Source organism: Salininema proteolyticum (genome assembly GCF_042685645.1).
Classification (GTDB): Bacteria; Actinomycetota; Actinomycetes; order Mycobacteriales; family Micromonosporaceae; genus Salininema; species Salininema proteolyticum.
The window spans coordinates 638,219-662,396 of record NZ_JBHUNX010000001.1 but is presented as its reverse complement, the minus strand read 5'-3'; the positions used below and the strand labels follow the sequence as shown (position 1 = coordinate 662,396).

Genomic DNA, 24,178 nt, shown 5'->3' with positions numbered 1-24,178 from the left:
GACATGACCAATGGCCACCAAGGACGAGAAGAACCTCCAGAAGGTCCTCGACAAGATCGACGGGATGGACGAGCCGGAGCGGACCGTCATGCGGCGGATGCACGACGTGATCATCGCCGCCGCGCCCGAGCTCAAGCCGCGCATCTGGTACGGAATGCCCGGTTACGCCCTGTCCGCGAGCAGCCCCATCCTCGTCTTCTTCCGGAACGACGAGCTGATGAGCCTCGGCGTGAGCGAGAAGGCGACTCTCAAGCCCGCCGGGGGCAAGGACGGGCTGCTGATCCCGTCGGCCTGGTACTTCGAGGAGCTGGACGACGTCACCGAGCAGCGCGTCGCCGAGATCGTCCGCTCCGCCATCGAGTAGCCGCGCGCTCGAACTGAATCCGACCCGTCGGGAACGACGGATCCAGGAATCCATCGGGGGCGGGTGCGACCGCGCCCCGTTTCCCGCTCATCGAGGGCCGCGGACTCATCCGCGGCCCTTCTCCCAGCCCGTTCGCCTTTGCGCGGTCGCCTTCCGCGTGTATAGTTAGCCTTATGGATAACTATTCGGGAGTGCTCGACGACGTGTTCGCCGCCCTGGCGGATCCCACCAGGCGCGAAGTGGTTCGTCGCCTGGGACGCGGGGACGCCAGCGTGGGCGAACTCGCCGCCGACTCCCCCATGGCACTGCCATCGTTCATGAAACATGTGCGTGCGCTGGAGCGCAGCGGCATCATTCGCACCTCGAAGGCGGGCCGGGTGCGCATGTGCACGCTTCAGAGCGAGCGGTTGTCGGTCATCGACGACTGGCTCGGCGCGCAGCGGCGCGAGTGGGAGGAACGCACCGACCGCCTCGAAGACCTCGTCACCCGCCTCGACAAGGAGGAGTCATGAATTCCGACCTCGACCTCGTGATCGAGCGCGTCATCCGCGCGCCCCGCGCCACCGTGTGGAAGGCGTGGACCACGCCCGAACTATTCGCGCAGTGGTGGATACCGGAGCCCTACACCTGCCGGGTCGACGAGTTCGCGCCGCACGCCGGCGGCGGTTTCGTCACCGCCATGAGCGAGGACGGTTCCGCGTTCACGCCGCACATGGACGCGGCGTTCCTCGTCGTGGAGGAAGCGCGGCGCCTGGTGTTCACCAACGCCGTGGACAGCACCCTGCGCCCCGCGAATCCCTTGCCCGTCCCGGTGACGGGGGAGGTGACACTCGCCGACCACGACGACGGAATCCTCTACCGCATCGTGGCCCGCCACGGTGACCCCGAGGCCCGCGCCCGGCACGAGGAGCTCGGGCTGGTCGACGGATGGGGACTCGTCACCGCACAGCTGGCCGCGCTCACGGAGGCGTGAGAAGGCACCGAGGACAGCTAGCCGATTCGCATCGTCGCGGTCCGCTCGGCATTGTGCGGAGCCGATCGCATCGAACCGGAGATGTCGGGCGGTACGGGTCCCCGACGGCCGAGACTTGACCGTGAAGGGAGCGACAGTGATCGAGATACTCAACAGCCTGGTCGACGCCGTCGAGGAACGCCTCGGCGGCGAGCTCGACCTCGAGGCGCTCGCCGCCCGGGCGGGGACGACCGAGTACCACGTGCGCCGCATGTTCTCGTCCCTGGCGGGAATGCCGGTGTCCGAGTACGTCCGGCGGCGGCGCATGACTGTCGCCGCGGCCGACGTGATCGGCGGGGAAGATCTGCTGTCGATTGCCGTCCGGTACGGGTACGGATCGACCGAGGCCTTCGGCCGAGCGTTCCGCACCGTGCACGGAGCCGGACCCGGCGACCTACGCCGCAACGGCGGCCCCCTTCGCAGCCAAACGCAACTCAGGTTCCGCCTGACCGTCGAAGGGAGCATCCCCATGGACGCCCGAATCATCGAACAGCCCGGTTTCCGCCTCATCGGACACGCGGCTCGCGTGCCTCTGAGGTACGAGGGCGTGAATCCGCACATCAAGGCCCATATCGAGTCGCTTCCCGCGACCGAGCACGAACGCCTCAAGCGGTTGGGGAACACCGAGCCGGCGGGCCTCCTGCAGGTGAGCGCGGATGTTGATCCTGACTACGCGGAAGGGAGCGAGCTGACCTATCTGCACGGTGTGGCCGTCGACGCGGGGACGCCCGTCCCGGATGGTCTCAACGAGATCGAGGCGCCGGAGGGAATGTGGGCGGTGTTCCGCACCTCGGGCGAGCATCCGAAGGCCCTCCAGGACGCGTGGGCGGCGACCGCGACCGAGTGGTTCCCCTCCAACCCGTGGCGACTGCGTCCCGGCCCGTCCATTGTGGCGGTGATCGACCGGGCCGACGACTTCAGCACGGCGACCTGCGAGCTGTGGCTGCCCGTCGAACGCGGCTGATATTCGCTGCCGCTTCGGCCGATTGCCGGTGCCGGTAATCGGCCGAAGCGGTGCGAGCCCGACCGCTTCAACGACCGACGAGACCCCCGCAGGCCGCTCTCACGAATGTACAAGGTGCACATGGGTATCGGATGCACCGTGGTATCGGTGGACAAGTGGGGCGTTGACCATCGGCCGCTCATGACCGTCTCCGGCTCAGCCTCGAGGCTTCGACGTCAAGGCGTCGTCGTTGACGGGTGTGCTCAACGCTCGCCGACGATCAAAGATCTGCCGCCATTGGCCCCCGTATACCAGGCCGAACATGTCCTCCCCCTTCAGGAAATCATGCGGAAACTCGAGTTCGGTGCTGTCGCCTTCCGGAGCGCGCATGGCTCTGGACCGCCTTGACACCCGGTACGATGAATGGACACCTTGAACCTCTTCCCCGGAGGACTGGACATGAAGATCTACCACCCCTTGTACTACTACGGATACGTCCCTGCTTTTTACTTGGTTACTGCGGTCCTGCTTCCGCTCTCGGCCAATCAGGACCCAGAATGGGCCGGCGCGCTCGGCGGATCCATCGGTGTCAGTATCGTCTTCATAGTTGCCATGAGGATGCCATGGGTACAGGTCACTGACCATAGAGTCCGATACACTTCCCTGATTGCCAAGCGTCGCAACCGCACAGTAGGAAACGGGCAACGCCTCGTCCTCAAAGGAGGCCGCCTGTTCATCCGCTTCCCCGACGGGCGATTTGAGAAGACCCTCGTCACCAAATGGAGATGCCGCCGAACTGGCTGGGCGCGACTGGAAGCTGAATTCGGCACCCGCGCGGGTGACCGCCCACAGACTGACATCAACAGGGACGTACTCGTCGAGAAGGGAGCGGGCCGATGAACGACTGGACGCCCATGGCGGTCCTCGGTGCGATGAGCGCCGTGCTGATCGTGTCCGGAGTCCTGGCCTACCGCCAGAAGTACGTGGCGTGGTTGGCGTTGAAGTCCTTCCTTCCGGGGTGGCCCGGCCTGGCCGGCCTGTACCTGGGCATGGCGTTCGCAGCGATCCTGGTGCTCAAGTCGATGCTCGATATCGGAGTCGAGGGGAACGCCGTTCTCGCGCTGGCCTATCTGGTGCTTTTCGCCGTCTTCGCGCTGAGTCTCGCCATCGGCATAATAGGCATGTTCTGGTTGCCGCACTTCCTATTGCCTCGGTGGGTGAAAGAGATGGTCGATGAGATCGAGCGCGGGGAGGACCCGTTGAGCCGCGACCTACGGCCCGGCGGACGCCTGCACGGCCGGCTAGGGGTTCCGAAGACAATGCCGGAACCGAACCGGCGCCAGAGGAGAGAAGGCAGGCGAAAGCCCTGATCGCCCCTGGTATATGTTCCCGCAAGGTCGCGCGGGCGCACGACGCGACGCGGGAACCGAAATCCTCGCCGCCGGTCTGTGGCACACGCCAAATCGATTGCCGTGCGCCCCGCCTACGTGCATAGTCAGTGCGTGACCACCGATACCGACTTCCTCCGTGCCGGCCCCTCCGACGTCGAAGCCGCCGCGGACACCCTCGCGTCCGCCTTCGCCGATTACGCGTGGACGCGCTGGACCGTGGACCACGACGGCCATCGCGACCGCCTCAGGGCCGTTCAGGCGCTCTGTCTCGGCAAGGTCTCACTCCCCCACGGCCTGGTACTCGTCTCCGCCGACGCGGAGGCCGTCATCGCCCTGAATCCGCCCGACATCGCCGAACGCGTGGATTCGTCCGTCTGGGACGAGGTCGCCGGATTGAGCGGCGAGCGCTGGACCAATGCCGTGAACGCGGTCCTCCCCGAACCTTCCAGTCCCCACTCCTGGGAGTTGGCCACGGTCGGTGTCCGCCCCGCGAGGCAGGGGCAGGGTCTGGGCGGCCGTATCGTCGAGGCCGCGCTGTCCGAGCTCGGCGCAATTCCCGTCCACCTCAGGACGTCGGAGGAATGCAACGTGGCCTTCTACCGCCGCCACGGCTTCGACGTCTTCGCCACGACCGAGACCGGCGGCCCCGTCGTATGGTCCATGCAGAGGAGCTGAGAATGTCCGAAATCGTGTTGCGTCCGTGCACCGGTCCGGAGGAGTGGCCGCGTCTAGTCGAGATTTGGCGCGGCGCGGTCGAGGCGACGCACGACTTTCTGACGGCCGGGGACATCGACTACTACGAGGGACGGCTCATCGAGGACTACCTGCCGAACCTGGAAGTGACCGTGGCCCTCGCCGACGGAGCGATCGCGGGCTTCTCCGGCATCGTGGACGGCAAGCTGGAGATGCTCTTCGTCGACGCCGAAAGGCATGGAGGCGGCGTGGGCACCAGCCTGCTGCGCGAGGCCATGGAGAAGGCCCCCGGCCTGAAGGTGGACGTCAACGAGCAGAACTCCCGGGCGGTCCGCTTCTACGCCCGCCACGGACTGACAGTCGTCGGCCGCAGCGAGACCGACGCCGACGGACGGCCTTTCCCGCTGCTGCACATGGCAGTGGCCGACGCCGCCGATATCTCGCTGAGGCCGGGTCGGATCGAGGACGTCCCCACCCTGCTCGGCTTCTGGGCAGTGGCCGGAGAGAACGACGCCCGCCCCTCGGACAGCGGGCACCTCATCGAGACGTTGGTCCGACGCGACCCCGAGGCCCTCATCGTCGCCGAGTGCGGCGGGGAGATCGTCGGCACCGTCATCGCCGGATGGGACGGCTGGCGAGCGCACTTGTACCGGCTGGCGGTGAGCCCGGAGCATCGCCGCCGGGGCATCGCGGGGAAGCTCATGCGAGCCGCCGAGGAACGGTTGAGGGACTTGGGGGCCGTCCGGTTCGACGCCATGGTGCTGGACGGTAACGAGGCCGGCGCCGGAGCGTGGGACGCGATGGGCTATGAGCCGCAGGAGAACTGGACCCGATGGGTGAAGGGAGCGTAATGATGGACGCCGACCGAGTACTGTCCCTGCTCGCCGCGTTCCGTGGCGAGGGGATCGATGTCTGGATAGCCGGAGGCTGGGGTATCGACGCCCTGGTCGGCAAGGAGACGCGTGTCCATGGGGACATCGACCTCCTGCACCGCGCCGAGGACGAGTCCCGCTTGACCGGCCTGCTGGAGGGCCTGGGCTTTCGGGAGACCTTGGATTGGAGGCCGGCCCGGTATGTCATGACCGGTTCCGACGGGGCGGAGATCGACCTCCACCCTCTCGAGTTCCAGGAGGACGGTTCCGCCCTTCAGGGGTCGCTGCGGGAGGGCGAGCCCTTCCGCTACCCCGCCGAGTGCTTCGCCGAGGGCGTCATAGGCGGCACCCGCGTCCACTGCGTCTCTGTCGCCCAACAGATCGAGTTCCACCGGGGCTACGAGCCCAGGTCGGTCGATATGCACGACATGGCCCTCTTGAGGAAGGCCTTCGGTGTGGAGACCCACTTCTGAGCCTCGTGGCGCCGTATATGCGCCTGGTCAGAACGGCCCGCCGCGCGCGGACGGCACCGTGAATAGACGGTCTTGAACGGTTCGCTTGCGGGAGAGGAGGCCATGATGACAATATAATCATCATGATCTATGGATAAGGGAGAGGAGCTAACTTCTTGTCCGCCCGCTGCGGCATGAGCTTGGCCCACCAGTGGGCCTTCGCCGCCTCGTCCACCGGACGCTGGGCCAGGTTCGCGCCCACGACCGCGATGTAGGCGCTCTCGACCCTGCCGGCGAAGGTCACGACGTTCTCGCCGGGGAGGGGCGAGGTGCAGACGGCCACCTGGGTGTTGCCGGGGCTGCGGTCGATGGTCGCGTTGAGTCCGAAGGTGTCGGCGACGATCCTGATGCGCTCCGCCAGTTCGGCGTGCTGCGAGTCGTCCAGGGCCAGGTCGCGGATGATGCTCCCGTTGCGAAGTTCCCACTGCGGTAGTTCTTCCAGCCCCTGTAGGATCACGTCGTCGCCTCCTTGCTTCGATCCCATAGAATCCCTCCACTGCGGTTATAGAGTAGATCCCTCGTGGTCCGCCGTGTGCGCGTGGCGGACATGGAAGTGAAAAGTAGGCGTCGTTCGGGGTTCACGCTCACGTATGGTAATCGTTGCGGTTTCGTCGCCGTTTCTTTATCTTCCTCGCTCGATTCTGTCGCGTTCTCGAGCCGATGTCCAGAGGGTCATAGGCGGTCAAATCGCCCATCCATGCATAGATGGTCCCATTAGCTCGTAGTTTAGAGTGTCCCAAGGAAATTTTCTCACTGAAGAGATGAGTCGATATCATACGAACGGACGATGTCGTTATGGCCCTGTGTGCCGACGAGGATGACACAGCGTGAATTCTGCCGTCCGTCGACCGCTCGTCTCCCGTTCACCGACGGCCCGGCGCGACCCGGGGCCGCTGACCGACAACTCGCGGGAAGATCTTCCCGCCGCCCTCTCCGGCTCAGTAGTGTCGCCTGTGACACACCGGATCCCGCCCGATCCGGTCCCCCGGCCTCCGCGCCGGACAAGGGCCGCCGCCCCGCGCTGAAAACGAGCGCGTCTCCCAGACCGAGCGGCGGCCCGTCATCAAGGAGGAGATACACATGTCGACCGTGCTCAACGACGAGTCGGAGCCGACGGAGGGCTCCGCCCCTCCCGACGGCGTCCATTCCAGCGCGCAGTTCCGCGCCCTGCAGAGGACGCTGTTCCGCTTCACCGTTCCCGCCACCCTCGGCTTCATGGCCTGGTACTTCCTGTACGTCTTCCTGTCGGCCTATGCTCGCGACTTCATGGGCACGGTGCTGTTCGGGAATATCAACGTCGCGCTCCTGCTCGGACTCGGGCAGTTCGTGTCCACGTTCGCCATCGCGTGGGCCTATATGCGCTACTGCTCGCGCAAGTACGACCCCGCGGCCGCCGAAGTGCGCGCCGCCGCCGAGGCCGAGAACGCCGTGTCCGGAAAGGAGGGCGGACGATGAGCATTCTCGCCCAGGACGTCTCGACGACCCGCACCCTGACCCTCACCGTCTTCATTCTCATGATCGCCGCGACGCTGACCATCACGTTCATGGCCGGGCGCCGGACGAAGACCGCCGCCGACTTCCACTCGGGCGGACGCAGGTTCGCCGCGTGGCAGAACGGTTTCGCGATCGGCTCGGACTACATCTCGGCCGCCTCGTTCCTCGGCATCGCCGGCACCATCTCGCTGTACGGATACGACGGCTTCCTGTACTCGATCGGGTTCCTCGTCGCCTGGCTGATCGCCCTCCTGGTGATAGCCGAACCGCTGCGCAACTCGGGCAGGTTCACCATGGCCGACGTGGTGTCCTTCCGCACCAAACAGCGTCCGGTCAGGACGGCCGCGGCGGTCTCGACTCTGGGAGTCTCGGTGTTCTACCTCCTGGCCCAGATGGTCGGCGCCGGGTCGCTCATCTCGCTCCTGTTGGGGCTCAAGGAGGGGCAGACGTTCCTCGGAATGGACGGACAGACCGCGGCGAACGCTGCCATCGTCGTCGTCGGCCTGCTCATGGTCCTGTACGTGACCTTCGGAGGCATGAAGGGCACCACGTGGGTCCAGATCGTCAAGGCCTGCGTCCTGATGGGAGGCGCCATCATCCTGGCGGTTCTCGTGATGGTCCACTACGGCTTCAACATAAGCGCGCTGCTGGGCGACGCGGCCAGCTCCTCGGGCCAGGGCCAGGCGTTCCTCGAACCCGGACTGCGGTACGGGACCGAGGTCGCGAGCGACGCCGTCCAGACGATGTGGAACAAGCTCGACCTCATCTCTCTGGGCATCGCGCTGGTGCTCGGAACGGCCGGACTGCCGCACATCCTCATCCGCTTCTACACCGTCCCCGACGCGGTGACCGCCCGCAAGTCGGTCACGTGGGGCATCGGGATCATCGGCGTGTTCTATCTGATCACCCTGATCCTCGGTTTCGGAGCGGCGGCCGTCGTCGGCGCCGAGGCGATCAGGGAGCAGAACCCCGGCGGCAATACCGCCGCCCCGCAATTGACCGAGGTATTGGCCGGGCAAATGCTGGGGAACACCGTGGGCGCGATACTCCTGGCGGTGATAGCGGCGGCGGCATTCGCGGCCATCCTCTCCACAGTGGCCGGGTTGACCATCGCGTCCTCCTCGTCCCTGGCGCACGACCTGTACAACTCGGTGATCAAGCGCGGAACGGCCACCGAACGGCAGGAGGTGCGTTTCGCCAAGGTCGCCGCCTTCGGCGTCGGAGTCATAGCGGTCGTATTGGCGATATACGCGCAGAATCTGAATGTCGCGTTCCTCGTCGGACTGGCCTTCGCCATCGCGGCCTCGGCCAATCTCCCGACTCTGCTGCTGTCGATATTCTGGAGGCGTTTCAACACATCCGGAGCGGTATGGGGAATCTACGGGGGACTGCTCTCGGCGGTCGTCCTGGTGGTGTTCTCGAGTACCGTCTCGGGCAGCCCGAACGCCCTGCTGGGCGAGGACGTGGACTTCAGCTGGTTCCCCATGACCAATCCGGCCCTGTTCTCCGTGCCCGCCGGTTTCCTATTCGCGGTTCTCGGAACATTTGCGTCGCGGGAATCGCGGCCCGACAGGTTCGCCGCGATGCAGGTTCGCGCGTTCACCGGAGCGGGGGCCGAAAAGGCGGAATCGGAATGACGCGTTAGCGGGAATTCATCACAATACGCGGGATTCACGGCCCTTCCTCGGGGAAGGGCCGTTCCCGGTATTTTCCGACCTTACTTCCAGGATATTCACACTTTCAGCGGATTCCTTGCCGCACAACGGCTCCAGCGGGTGATAACGAGTTCACCGAAGGATATTGGAAGACGTTTCATTACACCGATGTTGATGATGTTCGGGGCATTGTATACAATCGCGGACATTGGCCCGTTCGGGCCATTGTTGAGAAAGGTAAGAATACATGCCCCATATCGAGGTATCCGATCGGGTCTACCGGCACATCCAGGAGAATGCGGTTCCCTTGGAGGATACGGCCGACACCGTTCTGGCTCGTCTCCTGGGATTGGATGCCGCTAGGAAAGAGGCCGCCGTTCCGAAACAGGGCGCGGCCCCCGAGGCCGAATCGGACCTGTCCGGTTCGAGCACCCGCCGGGTGCGCCGGGTCCGCCGGCGCAAGGGAGGCGACGGGGCGCTCAAACCGCTCCTCGACGCGGGATACGTCTTCCCCGGCGACAAACTGGTGTGGAAGCGCGGCAAGAAGGGCGTCACGCACCGCGCGACGGTCGAGGCGAACGGCAATATGAAACTGTCGACCGGCGAGGAGTTCGACACTCCCTCCGGAGCCGCCTCCTCGGTGGCCGGACGCCGCTACCCGGGTTGGGACAAGTGGACGCACCAGCGCTCCAAGAAGGCCCTCTCGGTGCTCAAACGCCAATTCGAGCGCGGTGACGAGCCGCCGAAGAGCGTGCGCCCCAAGGAGGAGCAGTCCACCGAGTGGCACTCCGCCGTCAACGGGGTGCTCGACGCGATCCCGCCGGCCTCGTGGACGTCGTTCAAGGACTTGGGCGAACTGGTGGACAAGCACCCGCGCTCGGTCTCGCACTATGTCGAGAACTCCGGGCACTCCAACGCCCACTTGGTGATGCAGCAGGGCGGAGCGGTGACTCCGTCGTTCCTCAAGGACGACTCCCAGGACGTGTTCGCCAAACTGCGCGACGCGGGGATCATCCTCAACGAGGACGGCACCGCCAGCGCGAACCAGCGCCTGCGGGTGATGCAGCTGAAGAAGCTCGTGGGAGAGAACGAGTCCGAGCCGGAGCACGCCGAGAAGTAAACTCTGCATTGGAAAGGGACGGGTGGTCGCCCGTCCCTTTATCCGTGTCCGGACTCTTCTTCCGAGGCCGGCGGGGTCGGCTCACGGGCCTTGCGAGTGCCGAGACGGCTCCTGATGCCGCGACTGCTCTTAAGCCCGTACCGTGCCCTCTCGCAGCGCCCGTCGTACCGTCGCTATGAGCGGATGGTCCTCGCGCCCCCGCCGCACCGCCGCGAAGACCCGGCGCACCGGCGCCTCCCCTTCGAGAGTGCGCAGCACCGCTCCGTCGGGCACGGTGTGCAGCGCCGAGCGGGGAATGAGCGCCGCACCGACTCCGGCGGCGACCAGGGCCGCCTCGGCGCGGAAGTCGTCCGAGCTGTGGGCGATGCGGGGCCGGAAGCCGGCGTTCTCGCAGTGGCGCACCAGGACATCGCGGCAGGGGTTGTCCGGCAGGGGCATGATCCACTCCTCGTCGGAGAGCCGCCCGATGGCGACCTCGTCCTCCCCCGCCGCCGGATGCCCGGCGGGCAGGAGCACGTCGAAGGGCTCGGCGTAGAGCTCGTCGCGCGCGATCCGCCGATCCTCGGTGTCGGGCAGGGGACGGAACTGCATGATGACCGCCAGATCGACGGCGCCGTCGAGCAGCAGGCTCAGGCTCCGCTGGCTCTCGGCGTCCTGAACCGTTATCGCCACCTCCGGCGCGGAGCGGGCGAGCGCCGCGATGGCCGGGGCGACGAGGTGGGTGATCGCCGAGGCGAACGCGGCGACCTCGACGCGTCCGGCGGCGCCCTCCGCGTGGGCCGCCATTCGGGCCTCGGCGCGCTCCAGCTCCGCGAGGATCGAGTCGGCGTGCTCGACGAGGACCTCTCCGGCCGGAGTAAGCCACACCCGCCGTCCCTTTCGCCGCAGCAGTTCCTGGCCCGACTCCGCTTCGAGCGCGGCCAGCTGCTGGGAGACGGCGGACGGGCTGAGGTGCAGCGCGGCGCCGGCGGCCGTCACGGTGCCGTGGTCGGCCAGGGAGCGCAGCACGCGCAGGCGGCGGGGATCGATCATGCCCCCTATTGTCGCCGGTCCGCGCGCCGGCGTCCGCGGGTGTCCGCCGAATGTCGGGACCGGGTCTCCGCGGGCGCCGTCCGGTGTCGGCGACTCGGCGCAGCCGCGCGGAGGACTCCGACGGAAAGCACGGAGCCCCCGTCCACACGTGGGGACGGGGGCTCCGTAATCGGCGGGCCGGGCCCGCCTCAAGGGCTCAGGACGTGCGCTCCAGCTCGGCACGGGCGTCGATGAAGGCGTCCACGGCCTTGTCGACGTCCTCCAGGCTGTGCGCGGCCGACATCTGCGTGCGGATGCGGGCCTTGCCGTGCGGGACGACCGGGTAGGAGAAGCCGATGACGTAGACGCCGCGCTCCAGCAGCAGGTCGGCCAGGCGCGAGGCCTTGGCGGCGTCGCCGATCATGACGGGGATGATCGGGTGCTCGCCGGGCAGGAGGTCGAATCCGGCCTCGGTCATGCGGCTGCGGAAGCGCTCGCTGTTGGCGCGCAGGCGTCCCAGCAGCTCCTGCGAGGAGTCCAGGAGGTCCAGGCCCGCCATGGCGGCGCCGGCGATGGCCGGCATGAGGGAGTTGGAGAACAGGTAGGGGCGCGAGCGCTGGCGCAGCAGTTCGACGATCTCCCTGCGTCCGGAGGTGTAGCCGCCGCTGGCGCCGCCGAGGGCCTTGCCGAGCGTGCCGGTGTAGACGTCGACGCGGTCGCCGACGCCGAAGCGCTCGGGCGTGCCGCGGCCGGTCTCGCCGACGAAGCCGACGGCGTGGGAGTCGTCGACCATGACCAGGGCGTCGTAGCGTTCGGCGAGGTCGCAGATCTCGTCGAGCGGCGCGTAGTAGCCGTCCATGGAGAAGACGCCGTCGGTGGCGATGAGGCGGTAGCGGGCGTCGGAGGCCTCCTTGAGGCGGGCCTCGAGGTCGGCCATGTCGCGGTTCTTGTAGCGGTACCGCTTGGCCTTGCAGAGGCGGACGCCGTCGATGATGGAGGCGTGGTTGAGCTCGTCGGAGATGATGGCGTCCTGGTCGCCGAGGAGGGTCTCGAAGAGTCCCGCGTTGGCGTCGAAGCACGAGCTGTAGAGGATGGTGTCCTCGGTGGAGAGGAACCGGGAGATGCGGTCCTCGAGGCTCTTGTGGAGGTCCTGGGTGCCGCAGATGAAGCGGACCGAGGCCATGCCGAATCCGCGGTCGTCGAGGGCCTTCTTGGCGGCCTCGACGAGGACGGGGTGGTCGGCCAGGCCGAGGTAGTTGTTGGCGCAGAAGTTGAGGACCTCGGTGTCGCCCACCTCCACGGCGGCCTTCTGGGGGCCGTCGATGACCCTCTCGCCCTTGTAGAGTCCCGCTTCGCGGATCTCTTCCAGCGTGGACTTGATATCGTCGCGCATCGTGCCGAACATCAGTTCTCCGTTCCGGTCCAATCGAGGATGACTTTTCCGCACTTGCCTCCGCGCGCGGTCGCGAAGGCCTCGGCGAATTCGGTGCAGTGGTAGCGGTGCGTGATCACCGGGGCGATGTCGAGGCCGCCCTGGAGGAGCACCGACATGGCGTACCAGGTCTCGAACATCTCGCGCCCGTAGATGCCCTTGAGCGTGATCATCTTGAGGACGACCGCGCTCCAGTCGATCGCGAACTCCTCGGAGGGCAGGCCGAGCATGGCGACGCGGCCTCCGTGGGTCATGTTGGCGATCATCTCGCGCAGGGCCGAGGGCTGTCCGGACATCTCCATGCCGACGTCGAATCCCTCGCACATGCCCAGTTCACCGTAGACCTCGGGGAGGGAGGTCTCGGAGACGTCGACGGCGAGGTCGACGCCGATCTTGCGGGCCAGGTCGAGGCGGTCGGGCGAGATGTCGGTGACGGCGACGTTGCGGGCGCCGGCGTGCTTGGCGACGGCGGCGGCCATGAGGCCGATGGGGCCGGCGCCGGTGACGAGGACGTCCTCTCCGAGGACGGGGAAGGACAGGGCGGTGTGGACCGCGTTGCCGAAGGGGTCGAAGATCGCGGCGACGTCGGGGTCGACGGGGTGGGTGTGGACCCAGGCGTTCGACTCGGGCAGGACGGCGTACTCGGCGAAGGCGCCGTCGACGTGGACTCCGATGCCGATGGTGTTGGCGCAGAGGTGGCGGCGCCCGGCGCGGCAGTTTCGGCAGGTGCCGCACACGAGGTGGCCCTCGCCGCTGACGAGGTCGCCGACCTTGACCTTGGTGACGGCGGAGCCGATCTCGACGACTTCGCCGGCGAACTCGTGGCCGAGGACGCGGGGGGCGGTGACGGTCTTCTCCGCCCAGGCGTCCCAGGAGTCGATGTGCAGGTCGGTGCCGCAGATTCCGGTGCGCAGGACCCGGAGTTTGATCTCGGTCGGTCCGGGTTCGGGCTCGGGGACGTCGGTCAGTTCCAGACCGGGTCCCGCCGTGGTCTTGGCCAAGGCTTTCACTGGCTTCTCCCCTTCGAGTGTCGGTGCTGTCCCGAGTATGACCGCCGATCGCTGTGAAGTCCATCGCGACTTTCCGCAAGGTCTTGTTAGAAAATCTTCACAGCCATGAGAGCGGTCGCCCGAGACCCCCGTTCGGTCGGGCAGGTCGCCCTGGCTCGCCGTTCCGGGGCCGCCGACGGGTCGGCATCCGCATGCGAACAGCAGAAGGCCCGTGCGGAATCGTCCCGCACGGGCACAGGGCGGCGCCGTTCAGCAGCCTGTGTCGAGGTTTCCGCAGTAGATCCACCCGTTGTAGCTGCCGTACCGCACGTAGTACCACTTGTTACCGTGCTGGTTCCTGGCCCAGTGGCTCCACTCGAGCCTGGCTCCGTCGAAGGTGCGCCACACGACGTCGCACGTGGCGAGGTAACACTCGCGGATCGGGGAGTTCCCCCAGGCCCTTGTCGGGTACCAGGCCGCCGCGGCGGCTTCGTTCGGTCCCGCGGCGGTGGAGGCCTCCAGGAATTCCGGCTCCTGCTCGGGAGCCGCTTGCGCCGGTGCGGCGAAGGCGAGGGCGATCATGGCGATGATCGGTAGTACGGCCGCTCGAAGGGTTTTCTTCATATGTTGCTCCCCCATGGTGATAGGTGTCGGCGACGCCGTCGCACAACACTGCGTATTCGCGAGGAACCCTACCATTTCACTTGGGAGGCAGCAAGATCGAGGCATTCAAAAACGGGACTTCCGGGCGCGGCGGTTCTGGCGGGCCCTCAGTGCCCGACGCACCGCACGCCTCTCCTTGAGGCAGCGACGGGGCTCCCGGCCGAACCGGAAACCCCGTCGCTTGGCTGTAGAACCGCTTAACACTCGATGACGTTGACCGCCAGGCCTCCCCGCGCCGTCTCCTTGTACTTGACGTGCATGTCGCGGCCGGTGTCGCGCATGGTCTTGATGGCCTTGTCGAGGCTGACCAGGTGCGTTCCGGTGCCGTTGACGGCCATGCGCGCGGCGTTGATGGCCTTCATCGAGGCGATGGCGTTGCGCTCGATGCACGGGATCTGCACGAGCCCGCCGACCGGGTCGCAGGTGAGGCCGAGGTTGTGCTCGATGCCGATCTCGGCGGCGTTCTCGACCTGCTCGGGCGTTCCTCCGAGGACCTCGCACAGCGCCCCGGCAGCCATGGCGCAGGCCGACCCGACCTCGCCCTGGCAGCCGACCTCGGCGCCGGAGATGGAGGCGTTCTGCTTGAACAGGATGCCGATCGCGGCAGCCGTCAGCAGGAAGCGGACGATCCCGTCGTCGTCGGCGTCCGGCACGAACCGCACGTAGTAGTGGAGGACGGCGGGGATGATGCCGGCCGCCCCGTTGGTCGGGGCGGTGACGATCCTTCCCCCGGAGGCGTTCTCCTCGTTGACGGCGAGCGCGTAGAGGTTGACCCAGTCGACGACGTGCAGCGGGTCCTGCGCGCCCTCCTCGGAGCTGAGCCGCCGGTAGAGCTCGGGCGCCCGCCGGGGGACCTTGAGCCCGCCGGGGAGGGTGCCTTCGCGGTGGCAGCCGGTCTCCACGCACTCGGCCATGACCGACCAGATGTGGAGGAGTTCCGCGCGGACCTCTTCCTCGGTGCGCCAGGAGAGCTCGTTGGCGAGCATGACGTCGCTGATCCGCTTGCCCTCGCGGGAGCAGATGTCGAGCAGCTGCTCCCCGGTGTCGAAGGGGTGGGCGACGGGGGTGGCGTCGAGGACGATCCGGTCGGTTCCGGTGGCGGCCTCGTCGACGACGAATCCGCCGCCGACGGAGTAGAAGGTGCCCTCGCGGATCTCCGCGCCTTCGGAGTCGTAGGCGGTGAAGGTCATGCCGTTGGGGTGGGCGGGCAGGGACTTCCGACGGTGGAGGACGAGGTCCTCGCGCTTGTCGAAGGCGACGGTGTGGTGGCCGGCGAGGGGCAGTTTGCCCTCGTCGACCGCTCGGGCGACGCGTCCGTCGGCGGTGTCGGGGTCGACGGTGGCGGGGTCCTCGCCCTCGAGTCCGAGCATGACGGCCTTGTCGGAGCCGTGGCCGTGGCCGGTGGCGCCGAGGGAGCCGAACAGTTCCGACTTGACGCGGGCGACGTCGGGGAGGGTCCCGTCCTCGTCCATGGCGTCGACGAACCGTTTGGCGGCCCGCATGGGGCCGACGGTGTGGGAGGAGGAGGGCCCGATCCCGATGGAGTAGAGGTCGAAGGTGCTCAGCGGCATTATTTCGCTCCAGGGTACAGCGGGAAGGCCTTGGCCAGGTCGGCGACGCGGCCGCGCAGGCTCGCGGTGGTCTCGTCGGTGGGCTTCTCGGTCAGGGCGGCGGCGATGATGTCGGCGACCTCGGTGAACTCGTCGGCGCCGAATCCTCGCGTGGCGAGGGCGGGGGTGCCGATGCGCAGTCCGGAGGAGACCATCGGGGGCCGCGGGTCGAAGGGGACGGCGTTGCGGTTGACGGTGAGGCCCACCGAGTGGAGGCGGTCCTCGGCCTGCTTGCCGTCGAGTTCGGAGTCGCGGAGGTCGACGAGGACGAGGTGGACCTGGGTGCCTCCGGTGAGGACGGTGATGCCGGCGTCCTGGACGTCGTCGGCGAGGAGGCGGCCGGCCAGGATGCGGGCGCCTTCGAGGGTGCGTTCCTGCCTGTCGCGGAACTCTTCGGAGGCGGCGACCTTGAAGGAGACGGCCTTGGCGGCGATGACGTGTTCCAGGGGGCCGCCCTGTTGGCCGGGGAAGACGGCCGAGTTGAGGCGTTTGGCGAGGTCGGCGCGGTTGGTGAGGATGACGCCGCCGCGAGGTCCGCCGAGGGTCTTGTGGGTGGTCGTGGTGACGACATCGGCGTGCGGCACCGGGTTGGGGTGCAGTCCGGCGGCGACGAGTCCGGCGAAGTGGGCCATGTCGACCATGAGGGAGGCGCCGACGAGGTCGGCGATGCGGCGGAACTCGGCGAAGTCGAGGTGGAGGGGGTAGGCCGACCATCCGGCGACGATGAGCTTGGGCCGGTGTTCGAGGGCGAGGCGCTCGACTTCGGCCATGTCGACGCGGAAGTCCTTCTCCCCCACGTGGTAGGGGACGACGTTGTAGAGCTTGCCGCTGTAGTTGAGGCGCATGCCGTGGGTGAGGTGGCCGCCGTGGGCGAGGTCGAGGCCGAGGATGGTGTCGCCCGGTTCGAGGAGGGCGACCATGGCCGCGGCGTTGGCCTGTGCGCCCGAGTGGGGCTGGACGTTGGCGTACTCGGCTCCGAAGAGTTCTTTCACGCGGTCGATGGCGAGGCGTTCGACGGTGTCGACGTGTTCGCAGCCGCCATAGTAGCGGCGGCCGGGGTAGCCTTCGGCGTACTTGTTGGTGAGGACGGAGCCCTGGGCCTCCATGACGGCGGAGGGGGCGAAGTTCTCGCTGGCGATCAGTTCGAGGGTGTCGCGCTGGCGGCCGAGTTCGGCGCCGATGGCGGCGTGGATCTCGGGGTCGAGCTGCTCCAGGGGCTGGTCGTTGAGCGTCATGTCAGTTTCCCTCCGTCAGGGCCTCGTAGGCGGCGGCGTCGAGGAGTTCGGTCTCTCCGGTGATCTTCATGGTGAACAGCCAGCCCTTGCCGTAGGGGTCGGCGTTGAGGAGGGCGGGGTCGGTGACGACCTCCTCGTTGACCCCGGTGACCTCGCCGTCGGCGGGGGCGTAGAGGTCGCTGACGGACTTGGTGGACTCGATCTCTCCGCAGACCTCGCCGCCGTCGACGGTGTCGCCGGCCTCGGGGAGGTCGACGAAGACGACGTCGCCGAGGAGTTCGGCGGCGTGTTCGGTGACGCCGACGGTGGCGGTCTCGCCGCTCACGTCGAGCCATTCGTGTTCGGAGGTGTACTTGAGGTGCTTGGGAACGGTCATAGGGCTCTCGCTTCGATGGCGGCCGGGAGGGCCGGCAGGGATCGTCGGACTCCTCCCCGCTCTGTCATCGGTACCTGAGAGCTTCACCGCCGAGTGGCGGCTTGCACCGTGGGCGCGGGGCGTCTGGCCCCGTCTTTTCAGAGTTCGCCTTGCCGAAGCGGTCTTTATACCTGAGAGTTTCTGGAGAGTGTTGCTCCTTCGGCGGCCCGCTCGCGGCGAGCGCTCTCCCGCTCCGGCTCGAACGGCGCTGTATGAAGTTGCGCAGCGCCGACTGGGTGTCTCGCGGCACCTTCGCCGGCGGTCTGCGGCCAGTATAGGTCACCTCGGGGAGGCGCGTCCATCCTGGTGCCGCCCCGGGTGAGCGTCTTATCGCAGGGCGGACTCGACGGTGAGGACGCCGGTTTCGGCGTCCATTTCCGCTTCCGTGCCCAGGGGCGCGACTCTGGGGTCGTCGCCGTGGCCGAGTTTGAGTCCGCCGAGGATCGGGACTCCGTATCCGGCGAGGCGGTCGGTGATCACGTCGGCCATGGTCCATTCTCCTTCGCCGGGTTCGTCGCCCCAGGCGGGGAGGAACTGGCCGATGGCGAAGCCGGCGACGCCGTCGAGGTGTCCGGAGCGGATGAGGCTGGTGAGGAGGCCGTCGACGCGGTAGCGTTCTTCGCCGACGTCTTCGAGGAAGAGGATCGCGCCGTCCAGGTCGGGGAAGTTCCGGCTGCCGATTTCGGCGGCGAGGAGGGAGAGGTTGCCGCCGAGGAGCCGGCCTTCGGCCCGTCCCGGGACGAGGACGTCGGCGGTCGGTTCGGCGTCGTCGCGTTCGAGGCGGACGGGGTCGGCGGTCATGAGGGCGTTCTTCAGCGCTTCGGCGGTGGCGTCGGTGTTGCCGTCGGCCCAGGCGACCATCGGGGAGTGCAGGGTGGCCAGGCCGGCCCGGGCGTGGACGGCGGCGTGGAGGGCGGTGATGTCGCTGTATCCGGCCACGAGTTTGGGCTTGTCGCGCAGGCCGGTGTAGTCGACGCGGTCGAGGATGCGGGTCGATCCGTAGCCGCCGCGGGTGGCGATGACGGCCTTGGCGTCGGGGTGGGAGAAGGCGTATTCGAGGTCCGCGGTCCGCTCTTCATCGGTCCCGGAGAGGTAGCCGTCGCGGCCGAGGGCGTGCGGGGTGAGTTCGACTTCCAGTCCCCAGCTCTCCAGGAGCGCGACGCCCTTCTCGACGGCGGCCGCGTCGGTCGGTCCGGCCGGCGAGGGGACGACGACGAGGTCTCCGGGCCGGAGGGCCGGCGGCCGCGTGATCTCGGTGTGGCCCTTGGCCGACGCCGGGGCGGGGAGGACGGTCGCGGCGGCCATGGCGGCGCCGCTTCCGAAGAGGAGTCGGCGGGAGAATACTCCGTGGTGTCTTTCGTTGTGCTCCATGTGCGTTCCTTTCGTTCGCGAACTGGAGGGTAGCAATGTCCGCCGGGTTTCCACAAACGTCCGCACGAGGTTTCCGGAAGGGCCGAGCGGTTCTCCGCCGCCGCAGTGGCATGGATTACCATCGACGTGTGTTCACGAAGAGGTCTCGCACATCGACTCAGCTGCCCCAACTGTGGGGGCTGCTGCGCGATCTCGACGCGACGCTCGCCGACGGCATGGGCGACAGGACGGCCCGCCGGCTGGGCCGCGCCCTCGGCGCCGAGGCCCTCGTCCTCACCGACCTGACCGATCCCTGCGGCACCTGGGGTTTCGTGCCCGCCGACGTCCTGGACTCCATGCGGCTGCGCTGCCTGACCGAGCTCTCCGCCTTCTCCGAGAGCCCCTTCCACGTCGCGCCCATGATCCGCGACGACAACCTGCTCGGCTGCGTCGTCGCGCGCGGGGACCTCACCACCACCAGCGTCGCGGCCGCCGCCGGGGTCATGGCCGCCGGGCTCGACCACCGGCGCCTCTCCCAGTCGCGCCAGCACATCGCCGCCGCGAACCTCCGGACCCTGCGCGCCGAGATCTCCCCGCACTTCCTGCACAACGCCCTGTCGACGATCGTGGGCTACATCCGCTCCGACCCCGAGCGCGCGCAGGAGCTGCTCATGGACTTCAGCGACTATCTGCGCTACTCCTTCGCCGCCAAGGGCGATCTGGCGACCGTCGCCGAGGAGCTGGAGGCCGTCGAGACCTATGTGCAGCTGCAGCAGGCGCGCTTCGGCGAGCGCCTCGACTTCCGCATGCAGGTTGAGCCGGAGATCCTCCCGCTGCCGCTGCCGTTCCTCGTGGTCCAGCCGCTGGTGGAGAACGCCGTGCGCCACGGCTTCGAGTCGACTTCCGCCACCGGGGCGGTGACCCTGCGCGGTTTCGCCGAGGGTCCCCTGTGCCATCTGGAGATCGAGGACGACGGCGTGGGCATGGACCCCGCCAGGGTCGAGAGGATCCTCGCGGGCACGTCCACCGGCATTGGACTGGCCAATGTGGATGAGCGTCTGCGCGCCGTCTACGGCCCCGAGTTCGGGCTCGTCGTGGAGACCGCGCCGGGCGAGGGCACCAAGGTGTCACTCCGCCTGCCCCGGTTCCCGCGCGGGACGGCGTCGGAGTGAGGGGGTCGGCCATGCGTTTCCTGGTCGTAGAGGACGAGGCCGCCACCCGCAGCGAGATGCTGCACCACCTCTCGCGGGCCGCGCCGGACGCGGAGCTCACCGAGGCCTCGTCGGGGGACGAGGCGGTCCGGCTGATCGCCACCGGGGAGTTCGACGCCGCGTTCCTCGACATCTCCATGCCCGGGGTCTCCGGCATGGACCTGGCCCGCCTGCTCTCGCGCATGGAGAAGCGCCCGGCGATCGTGTTCGTCACCGCCTACGACTCGCACGCCGTGGACGCCTTCGCTCTCGGCGCGGTCGACTACATTCTCAAGCCCATCCGCCCCGAGCGCGTCTCGGAGGCCGTCCGCCGGATCAGCGCGCCGGCCTCCGGCCCGTCCATCGAGGCCGACGCCGCCATCGAGGTGGAGCTCGGCGGCGAGACGGTGTTCCTCAGCCGCGAGGAGGTCGCCTACGTGCAGGCCCACGGCGACTACGTCCGCCTGCACACCGCCGCCGGGTCGCACCTGCTGCGCCAGACCATGACCGAGCTGGAGCGCTCCTGGGCGGCGGCGGGCTTCGTCCGCGCGCACCGGTCGTTCCTGGTCAATCTCGCCCATGTCCGCCAGTTGAACGCCTCCACCAAGTCCGGCCTGGTGGCCGTGACCGACGTCGGCGGGGTTCCCGTCAGCCGCCGCCACGCCCGCCTGCTGCGCGAGCGCCTGCTGGACGCGGCGAGGGAGTCGTTATGCGGCGGCGCGTGATGAGCCCGCAGACGCGCCTGGCCCTGCGCCGCGGCGGGCGCCGCACCGGCCCGCACCGGATGCCCTTGGTGCGCACGCATATCGCCGACCGCGTTCGCGCCGAGGAGATCATGGTCCGCCAGAGGGCGCTGGCCGTCCGCATCGCGATGACGCTCTTCTCCGTCATCGCCATGCTCGTCGCCTCCGTCGCCCTCCTCCCCGCCCCGTGGTCTTACCTCGTGCTGCTCACCGTCCCCTATCCGCTGCTGCTCCTCCTGAGCCACAAGGGCGTCCGGAGCGCCGAGGCGGTCGACGAGGCGGGGAAGAGCCCGTGACGGCCCTCATCGCCATCGCCGCCGTCCTCTCCGCCAGCCTCGCCATCGGCCTGTTCGCCGTCCGGACCTCCCCGACCACGCCGGACTTCCTCATCGCCTCCCGGCGCATCCTCCCGACCTGGAACGCCACCGCCATCGCCGGGGAGTACATCTCCGCCGCCTCCGCGCTCGGCCTGGCGGGGCTGCTGTGGCGCAACGGGGTCGGCGCCATGTGGTTCGGGGTGGGCTTCACCGCCGGGTACGTGCTCATCGCCCAGTTCACCGCCGGGCCGATGCGCCGCTCGGGGGCCTACACCGTCCCCGACTTCGCCGAGTTCCGGCTCGGGTCGGTCCGTCTGCGCCGCTTCTGCGGGCTGGTCGGCGCGCTCATCGCGCTGCTCTACCTCATCCCGCAGTTCAAGGCGGCCGGGGTCGTGCTCCACGCCGTCTCCGGGCTGCCCTACGGCGTGGGGGTCGTCGCTTCGGGCGTCATCGTCGCCGCCTCCATCGTGTGGGGCGGCATCCGCTCGGCCACCTATGTCCAGGCCTTCCACTACCTGGTGAAGATCGCCTTCATCGCGCTGCCCGGGCTGTTCCTCTGGTTCTCCGCCGGCTCGCGCCCCGACCTGGACCGGCCCGTCGACTGGGGCAGCGTCCTCCTGGTCGCCGACGGCGCGCCCTCCCTGTGGGCGACGGTCTCCGTCCTCGCGGCGACCACCCTCGGGGCGGTCGGCCTGCCGCACGTCATCATGCGGTTCCACGCCTCGCCCGGCGCCCGTTCGGCCCGCCGCGTCGCCGTCGGGGTCGTGCTGCTCCTCGGGCTCTTCTACCTCTTCCCCGCCGTCTACGGCCTTCTCGCCCGCGTCAATGTCACCGACTCCGCCGACGCCGACCTCGTCGTCCTCGAACTGGCCCAGGCCCTCGACCCCTCCGGCGTGGTCCTCGCGCTGGCCGCCGCCGGCGGGTTCGCCGCCTTCCTCTCCACCTCGTCCGGGCTGCTCGTCGCCCTCGGCAGCTCCCTCAGCCACGACCTGTTCAACGTCTCCGTCCGCCGCCTCCGCCTGGGCGTCGCCGCCGGATGCGCGCTCGCCGTCGCCCTGGCCGTCCCGACCTCCTCGGTCGACATCAACGTCCTGGTCGGCTGGGCCTTCTCCCTGGCCGCCGCCACCTTCTGCCCCCTGCTGGTACTGGGGATCTGGTGGAAGGGGCTGACAGCCGCCGGCGCCTCGTCCGGCATGGCCGCGGGCGCCCTGTCCATCCTCGCCTCCGCCGCACTCGCCACCGCCGCTTCCGTTCCGCCCTGGATCGCCTACCCGGCTCTCTGGGCGGCGCCCTTGTCCTTCGCCGTTATGATCGCCGTATCGCGTCGCACCGCACTCCCCGCCCGGGCCGAGGACACCGTCCTGTTCCTGCACCTCCCCAAGGACTCTGCCACGACATGATCGACCACCCGCACGTCCGCCGCCGGTCGCCCTTCCGGTTCCTGCGCCTCCCGCTCGCCTGCTCCCTCGTCTTCGCCGCCCCCTGGGTCTCCCTCTTCTCCCGACCCGACCCGCTCTCCGGCATGGGAATCCCCGACACGATCCTCCTCGCCGCCTCGCTCCTCCTCCCCGCGTTGAGCCTCGCGTGGATCGCCCTGCGCCTCAACGTCACCCTCCGCACCAGCCATGAGGGGCCCGTGGACCGGGGCACGGGGCTCGACGTGAGCCTCGGCTACGCCTTCGCCGTCGCCCTGGGCACGTGGCAGGCCGCGGTCGGCACTCCCGCGCAGGGCATCGCCGTGACCGGAGCGGGCCTACTCGCCGTGTGCCTCATAGGGAGCGCTGTCGACGAGGATCTCCGCCGCGGCCTCATCCCGGCCCTCCCCCTCGCACTCAGCGCCCTCTCGGCCGCGCTGGCCGCCGCGTCCCACGGCCGCGCCTGGGTCCCCATAGCCCTCGCCACCGCGCTCGTGCTCGTGGTCCTGCCCTCGCAACTGCGCCAGCGCTCCACCCGCTTCCCCCACGCCGAAGCAGTGGCCGGGATTCCGCCCCTCGTCCTGGGACTGGCCTTCCACTGGTCCTGGCTCGCCGCCGCCGGACTGATCGCCGCCGGCGCGGTCCTCTACTCCCGCTGGAATCCCCAGCCGTCCGTCCTTCCCGCCGCCCAGTTCGCCGCCCGCACCGGAAACTTCCTCCTCGGCATCCAGCTGGCCGCCATGGTGACCGCCGCCGGCCTCTCGACGCTCATCGCCGTTCGGGCCGCGCTCGCCATCGCCTCCGAGTTAGCCTGGATTCATGAACTCCCACATGCGAATCGCACGCCCCTCCCTCGACCTCTCCGCCGCCGAGGAGTTCTGGACCGAGGGAGTCGGCATGGACGTCCTCTACCGCCAGAACGACCCCGGAGAGCACGCCCTCCTCATGGTCGGCTTCCGCGACCTCGACTGGCACCTCGAACTGACCCGCGACCCGGCCGACCCCGTCGCCCCGGCGCCCACTCCCGACGACCTCCTGGTCCTCTACACCGCCGGCCCCGTTCCCACGAAGCTCACCGAAGCCATCACCGCCCACGGCGGAACGCGCACCCCGGCGCACAATCCCTACTGGGACCGCTGGGGCGTCACCTACCTCGATCCCGACGGGTACCGCCTGGTCCTCTGCGAGCGATCCTGGAGCAACCGCCCCGACCCGGTGTTAGACTCCGGCCATGACCGACGCCGCCCTTCGCGACCTGTACGAACAGCTGCTCCTCGCCTGGAACCGGCGGGACGCGGAGGCCTATGCCGCGCTCTTCTCCCCCAACGCCCTCCTCGTCGGCTTCGACGGGAGCCAGGTGTCCGGCCGCGACATCGCGTCGCACCTGACGCCGATCTTCGCCGACCACCCCACCGCGCCCTACGTCTGGAAGATCCGCGAGATCCGCGCCCTCACCCCGGACACGGCGCTGCTCTACGCCATCGCCGGCATGGTGCCATCCGGATCCGACGACCTCGAACCCGAACTGAACGCCGTCCAGACCCTCGTCGCCCGCAAATCCGACACCTGGACCATCGAGCTGTTCCAGAACACCCCCGCCCAGTACCACGGGAACCCCTCCGAGGCCGAACGGCACACTTCCCAACTGCGCCGAGTGCTCCGCCCATAACCCTGCCGGAGGACGGTGCTGGACACCTCCCCGCGCCTCGACTAGGCTGAGAATTCCTGTGCCCCTTACCCAGCAGGAGTCAC

At 68.5% G+C, this 24,178-nt stretch carries 26 protein-coding genes, 1 pseudogene and 2 riboswitches; of the genes and pseudogenes, 18 read left to right on the top strand and 9 right to left on the bottom strand.

Going from position 1 to position 24,178, the window contains the following annotated elements; genetic code table 11:
- Positions 1-10 precede the first annotated feature (10 nt).
- From ACFTE1_RS03120 to ACFTE1_RS03080, 9 genes are all read left to right on the top strand, one after another.
- Entirely contained in the window at positions 11-364 is a 354-nt protein-coding gene (locus ACFTE1_RS03120; protein ID WP_380617527.1) for a DUF1801 domain-containing protein, read from the top strand.
- A gap of 173 nt (positions 365-537) precedes the next feature.
- Positions 538-876 carry an ArsR/SmtB family transcription factor gene (locus ACFTE1_RS03115; RefSeq protein ID WP_380617528.1) on the top strand — a complete coding sequence of 113 codons (339 nt, stop codon included), beginning with the start codon at positions 538-540 and terminating at the stop codon, positions 874-876.
- Positions 873-1,337 carry an SRPBCC domain-containing protein gene (locus ACFTE1_RS03110; RefSeq protein ID WP_380617529.1) on the top strand — a complete coding sequence of 155 codons (465 nt, stop codon included), beginning with the start codon at positions 873-875 and terminating at the stop codon, positions 1,335-1,337. Before ACFTE1_RS03115 ends, ACFTE1_RS03110 begins: the two co-directional genes overlap by 4 nt.
- A 136-nt stretch (positions 1,338-1,473) precedes the next feature.
- Positions 1,474-2,340, top strand: coding sequence for an AraC family transcriptional regulator (locus ACFTE1_RS03105; RefSeq protein ID WP_380617530.1), 867 nt, complete (start codon positions 1,474-1,476; stop codon positions 2,338-2,340).
- Positions 2,341-2,778: 438 nt separating this feature from the next.
- The gene (locus tag ACFTE1_RS03100) at positions 2,779-3,219 is read left to right on the top strand and encodes a hypothetical protein (protein WP_380617531.1); all 441 of its coding nucleotides are present in this window, start codon (positions 2,779-2,781) and stop codon (positions 3,217-3,219) included.
- Complete coding sequence (locus ACFTE1_RS03095; RefSeq protein WP_380617532.1) at positions 3,216-3,689, top strand: hypothetical protein; 474 nt, start codon at positions 3,216-3,218, stop codon at positions 3,687-3,689. The genes ACFTE1_RS03100 and ACFTE1_RS03095 overlap by 4 nt, the downstream gene beginning before the upstream one ends.
- A gap of 132 nt (positions 3,690-3,821) precedes the next feature.
- Complete coding sequence (locus ACFTE1_RS03090) at positions 3,822-4,385, top strand: GNAT family N-acetyltransferase (RefSeq protein WP_380617533.1); 564 nt, start codon at positions 3,822-3,824, stop codon at positions 4,383-4,385.
- Positions 4,386-4,387: 2 nt separating this feature from the next.
- Entirely contained in the window at positions 4,388-5,254 is an 867-nt protein-coding gene (locus ACFTE1_RS03085; protein WP_380617534.1) for a GNAT family N-acetyltransferase, read from the top strand.
- The gene (locus ACFTE1_RS03080) at positions 5,254-5,748 is read left to right on the top strand and encodes a nucleotidyltransferase domain-containing protein (protein WP_380617535.1); all 495 of its coding nucleotides are present in this window, start codon (positions 5,254-5,256) and stop codon (positions 5,746-5,748) included. Before ACFTE1_RS03085 ends, ACFTE1_RS03080 begins: the two co-directional genes overlap by 1 nt.
- A gap of 127 nt (positions 5,749-5,875) precedes the next feature.
- Here the strand turns inward: ACFTE1_RS03080 and ACFTE1_RS03075 are convergent, their stop codons facing one another.
- Entirely contained in the window at positions 5,876-6,271 is a 396-nt protein-coding gene (locus tag ACFTE1_RS03075; RefSeq protein ID WP_380617536.1) for a hypothetical protein, read from the bottom strand.
- Between the two features lie 596 nt (positions 6,272-6,867).
- On the opposite strand from ACFTE1_RS03075, the gene ACFTE1_RS03070 reads away from it, so the two are divergent.
- The 3 genes from ACFTE1_RS03070 to ACFTE1_RS03060 all read left to right on the top strand — a co-directional run bounded on the left by ACFTE1_RS03070 (position 6,868) and on the right by ACFTE1_RS03060 (position 10,056).
- Entirely contained in the window at positions 6,868-7,242 is a 375-nt protein-coding gene (locus ACFTE1_RS03070) for a DUF485 domain-containing protein (RefSeq protein ID WP_380617537.1), read from the top strand.
- On the top strand, positions 7,239-8,918 hold the full coding sequence (locus ACFTE1_RS03065; protein WP_380617538.1) for a solute symporter family protein: 1,680 nt from the start codon (positions 7,239-7,241) through the stop codon (positions 8,916-8,918). Before ACFTE1_RS03070 ends, ACFTE1_RS03065 begins: the two co-directional genes overlap by 4 nt.
- Positions 8,919-9,183: 265 nt before the next feature.
- Complete coding sequence (locus tag ACFTE1_RS03060; protein WP_380617539.1) at positions 9,184-10,056, top strand: restriction system modified-DNA reader domain-containing protein; 873 nt, start codon at positions 9,184-9,186, stop codon at positions 10,054-10,056.
- Positions 10,057-10,185: 129 nt separating this feature from the next.
- On the opposite strand, the gene ACFTE1_RS03055 is transcribed toward ACFTE1_RS03060, so the two are convergent.
- From ACFTE1_RS03055 to ACFTE1_RS03020, 8 genes are all read right to left on the bottom strand, one after another.
- On the bottom strand, positions 10,186-11,088 hold the full coding sequence (locus ACFTE1_RS03055) for a LysR family transcriptional regulator (RefSeq protein WP_380617540.1): 903 nt from the start codon (positions 11,086-11,088) through the stop codon (positions 10,186-10,188).
- A 196-nt stretch (positions 11,089-11,284) separates the two neighbouring features.
- Complete coding sequence (locus tag ACFTE1_RS03050) at positions 11,285-12,472, bottom strand: glycine C-acetyltransferase (protein WP_380617541.1); 1,188 nt, start codon at positions 12,470-12,472, stop codon at positions 11,285-11,287.
- Positions 12,472-13,509 carry an L-threonine 3-dehydrogenase gene (gene tdh, locus ACFTE1_RS03045; protein ID WP_380617542.1) on the bottom strand — a complete coding sequence of 346 codons (1,038 nt, stop codon included), beginning with the start codon at positions 13,507-13,509 and terminating at the stop codon, positions 12,472-12,474. Before tdh ends, ACFTE1_RS03050 begins: the two co-directional genes overlap by 1 nt.
- A 249-nt stretch (positions 13,510-13,758) precedes the next feature.
- The gene (locus ACFTE1_RS03040) at positions 13,759-14,112 is read right to left on the bottom strand and encodes a hypothetical protein (RefSeq protein WP_380617543.1); all 354 of its coding nucleotides are present in this window, start codon (positions 14,110-14,112) and stop codon (positions 13,759-13,761) included.
- Between the two features lie 236 nt (positions 14,113-14,348).
- Positions 14,349-15,722, bottom strand: coding sequence for an L-serine ammonia-lyase (locus ACFTE1_RS03035; RefSeq protein ID WP_380617544.1), 1,374 nt, complete (start codon positions 15,720-15,722; stop codon positions 14,349-14,351).
- The gene (glyA, locus tag ACFTE1_RS03030) at positions 15,722-16,996 is read right to left on the bottom strand and encodes a serine hydroxymethyltransferase (protein WP_380617545.1); all 1,275 of its coding nucleotides are present in this window, start codon (positions 16,994-16,996) and stop codon (positions 15,722-15,724) included. The genes ACFTE1_RS03035 and glyA overlap by 1 nt, the downstream gene beginning before the upstream one ends.
- A gap of 1 nt (position 16,997) precedes the next feature.
- The gene (gene gcvH, locus ACFTE1_RS03025) at positions 16,998-17,372 is read right to left on the bottom strand and encodes a glycine cleavage system protein GcvH (RefSeq protein ID WP_380617546.1); all 375 of its coding nucleotides are present in this window, start codon (positions 17,370-17,372) and stop codon (positions 16,998-17,000) included.
- A gap of 51 nt (positions 17,373-17,423) precedes the next feature.
- A riboswitch (glycine riboswitch) is annotated at positions 17,424-17,519 on the bottom strand.
- A 1-nt stretch (position 17,520) separates the two neighbouring features.
- Positions 17,521-17,612, bottom strand: a riboswitch (glycine riboswitch).
- A gap of 126 nt (positions 17,613-17,738) precedes the next feature.
- Positions 17,739-18,716 (bottom strand): S66 peptidase family protein, encoded by a 978-nt coding sequence (locus tag ACFTE1_RS03020; RefSeq protein WP_380617565.1) that lies wholly within the window; start codon positions 18,714-18,716, stop codon positions 17,739-17,741.
- Between the two features lie 281 nt (positions 18,717-18,997).
- Between ACFTE1_RS03020 and ACFTE1_RS03015 the strand changes: the two genes are divergently transcribed.
- From ACFTE1_RS03015 to ACFTE1_RS02990, 6 genes and pseudogenes are all read left to right on the top strand, one after another.
- Positions 18,998-19,933, top strand: coding sequence for a sensor histidine kinase (locus ACFTE1_RS03015; protein WP_380617566.1), 936 nt, complete (start codon positions 18,998-19,000; stop codon positions 19,931-19,933).
- Positions 19,934-19,944: 11 nt separating this feature from the next.
- Positions 19,945-20,676: a LytR/AlgR family response regulator transcription factor gene (locus tag ACFTE1_RS03010; protein WP_380617547.1), complete on the top strand. Its 732-nt coding sequence runs from the start codon at positions 19,945-19,947 to the stop codon at positions 20,674-20,676.
- Positions 20,661-20,990 carry a hypothetical protein gene (locus ACFTE1_RS03005; RefSeq protein ID WP_380762577.1) on the top strand — a complete coding sequence of 110 codons (330 nt, stop codon included), beginning with the start codon at positions 20,661-20,663 and terminating at the stop codon, positions 20,988-20,990. The genes ACFTE1_RS03010 and ACFTE1_RS03005 overlap by 16 nt, the downstream gene beginning before the upstream one ends.
- Positions 20,987-22,411: a sodium/solute symporter gene (locus ACFTE1_RS03000; RefSeq protein ID WP_380617549.1), complete on the top strand. Its 1,425-nt coding sequence runs from the start codon at positions 20,987-20,989 to the stop codon at positions 22,409-22,411. Before ACFTE1_RS03005 ends, ACFTE1_RS03000 begins: the two co-directional genes overlap by 4 nt.
- A gap of 834 nt (positions 22,412-23,245) precedes the next feature.
- Positions 23,246-23,629: pseudogene (locus ACFTE1_RS02995) on the top strand (VOC family protein); the annotation flags it as partial.
- A gap of 28 nt (positions 23,630-23,657) precedes the next feature.
- Entirely contained in the window at positions 23,658-24,095 is a 438-nt protein-coding gene (locus tag ACFTE1_RS02990; protein WP_380617550.1) for an SgcJ/EcaC family oxidoreductase, read from the top strand.
- Positions 24,096-24,178: the final 83 nt, after the last annotated feature.

Excerpts from the sequence above, each read along its gene's own strand:
- ACFTE1_RS03120 (WP_380617527.1), top strand. The coding sequence starts at position 11 with ATGGCCACCAAGGACGAGAAGAACCTCCAGAAGGTCCTCGACAAGATC.
- ACFTE1_RS03115 (WP_380617528.1), top strand. The coding sequence starts at position 538 with ATGGATAACTATTCGGGAGTGCTCGACGACGTGTTCGCCGCCCTGGCG.
- ACFTE1_RS03110 (WP_380617529.1), top strand. The coding sequence starts at position 873 with ATGAATTCCGACCTCGACCTCGTGATCGAGCGCGTCATCCGCGCGCCC.
- ACFTE1_RS03100 (WP_380617531.1), top strand. The coding sequence starts at position 2,779 with ATGAAGATCTACCACCCCTTGTACTACTACGGATACGTCCCTGCTTTT.
- ACFTE1_RS03095 (WP_380617532.1), top strand. The coding sequence starts at position 3,216 with ATGAACGACTGGACGCCCATGGCGGTCCTCGGTGCGATGAGCGCCGTG.
- ACFTE1_RS03085 (WP_380617534.1), top strand. The coding sequence starts at position 4,388 with ATGTCCGAAATCGTGTTGCGTCCGTGCACCGGTCCGGAGGAGTGGCCG.
- ACFTE1_RS03080 (WP_380617535.1), top strand. The coding sequence starts at position 5,254 with ATGATGGACGCCGACCGAGTACTGTCCCTGCTCGCCGCGTTCCGTGGC.
- ACFTE1_RS03075 (WP_380617536.1), bottom strand. The coding sequence starts at position 6,271 with ATGGGATCGAAGCAAGGAGGCGACGACGTGATCCTACAGGGGCTGGAA.
- ACFTE1_RS03070 (WP_380617537.1), top strand. The coding sequence starts at position 6,868 with ATGTCGACCGTGCTCAACGACGAGTCGGAGCCGACGGAGGGCTCCGCC.
- ACFTE1_RS03065 (WP_380617538.1), top strand. The coding sequence starts at position 7,239 with ATGAGCATTCTCGCCCAGGACGTCTCGACGACCCGCACCCTGACCCTC.
- ACFTE1_RS03060 (WP_380617539.1), top strand. The coding sequence starts at position 9,184 with ATGCCCCATATCGAGGTATCCGATCGGGTCTACCGGCACATCCAGGAG.
- ACFTE1_RS03055 (WP_380617540.1), bottom strand. The coding sequence starts at position 11,088 with ATGATCGATCCCCGCCGCCTGCGCGTGCTGCGCTCCCTGGCCGACCAC.
- ACFTE1_RS03050 (WP_380617541.1), bottom strand. The coding sequence starts at position 12,472 with ATGTTCGGCACGATGCGCGACGATATCAAGTCCACGCTGGAAGAGATC.
- ACFTE1_RS03040 (WP_380617543.1), bottom strand. The coding sequence starts at position 14,112 with ATGAAGAAAACCCTTCGAGCGGCCGTACTACCGATCATCGCCATGATC.
- ACFTE1_RS03035 (WP_380617544.1), bottom strand. The coding sequence starts at position 15,722 with ATGCCGCTGAGCACCTTCGACCTCTACTCCATCGGGATCGGGCCCTCC.
- glyA (WP_380617545.1), bottom strand. The coding sequence starts at position 16,996 with ATGACGCTCAACGACCAGCCCCTGGAGCAGCTCGACCCCGAGATCCAC.
- gcvH (WP_380617546.1), bottom strand. The coding sequence starts at position 17,372 with ATGACCGTTCCCAAGCACCTCAAGTACACCTCCGAACACGAATGGCTC.
- ACFTE1_RS03020 (WP_380617565.1), bottom strand. The coding sequence starts at position 18,716 with ATGGCCGCCGCGACCGTCCTCCCCGCCCCGGCGTCGGCCAAGGGCCAC.
- ACFTE1_RS03015 (WP_380617566.1), top strand. The coding sequence starts at position 18,998 with ATGGGCGACAGGACGGCCCGCCGGCTGGGCCGCGCCCTCGGCGCCGAG.
- ACFTE1_RS03010 (WP_380617547.1), top strand. The coding sequence starts at position 19,945 with ATGCGTTTCCTGGTCGTAGAGGACGAGGCCGCCACCCGCAGCGAGATG.
- ACFTE1_RS03005 (WP_380762577.1), top strand. The coding sequence starts at position 20,661 with ATGCGGCGGCGCGTGATGAGCCCGCAGACGCGCCTGGCCCTGCGCCGC.
- ACFTE1_RS02990 (WP_380617550.1), top strand. The coding sequence starts at position 23,658 with ATGACCGACGCCGCCCTTCGCGACCTGTACGAACAGCTGCTCCTCGCC.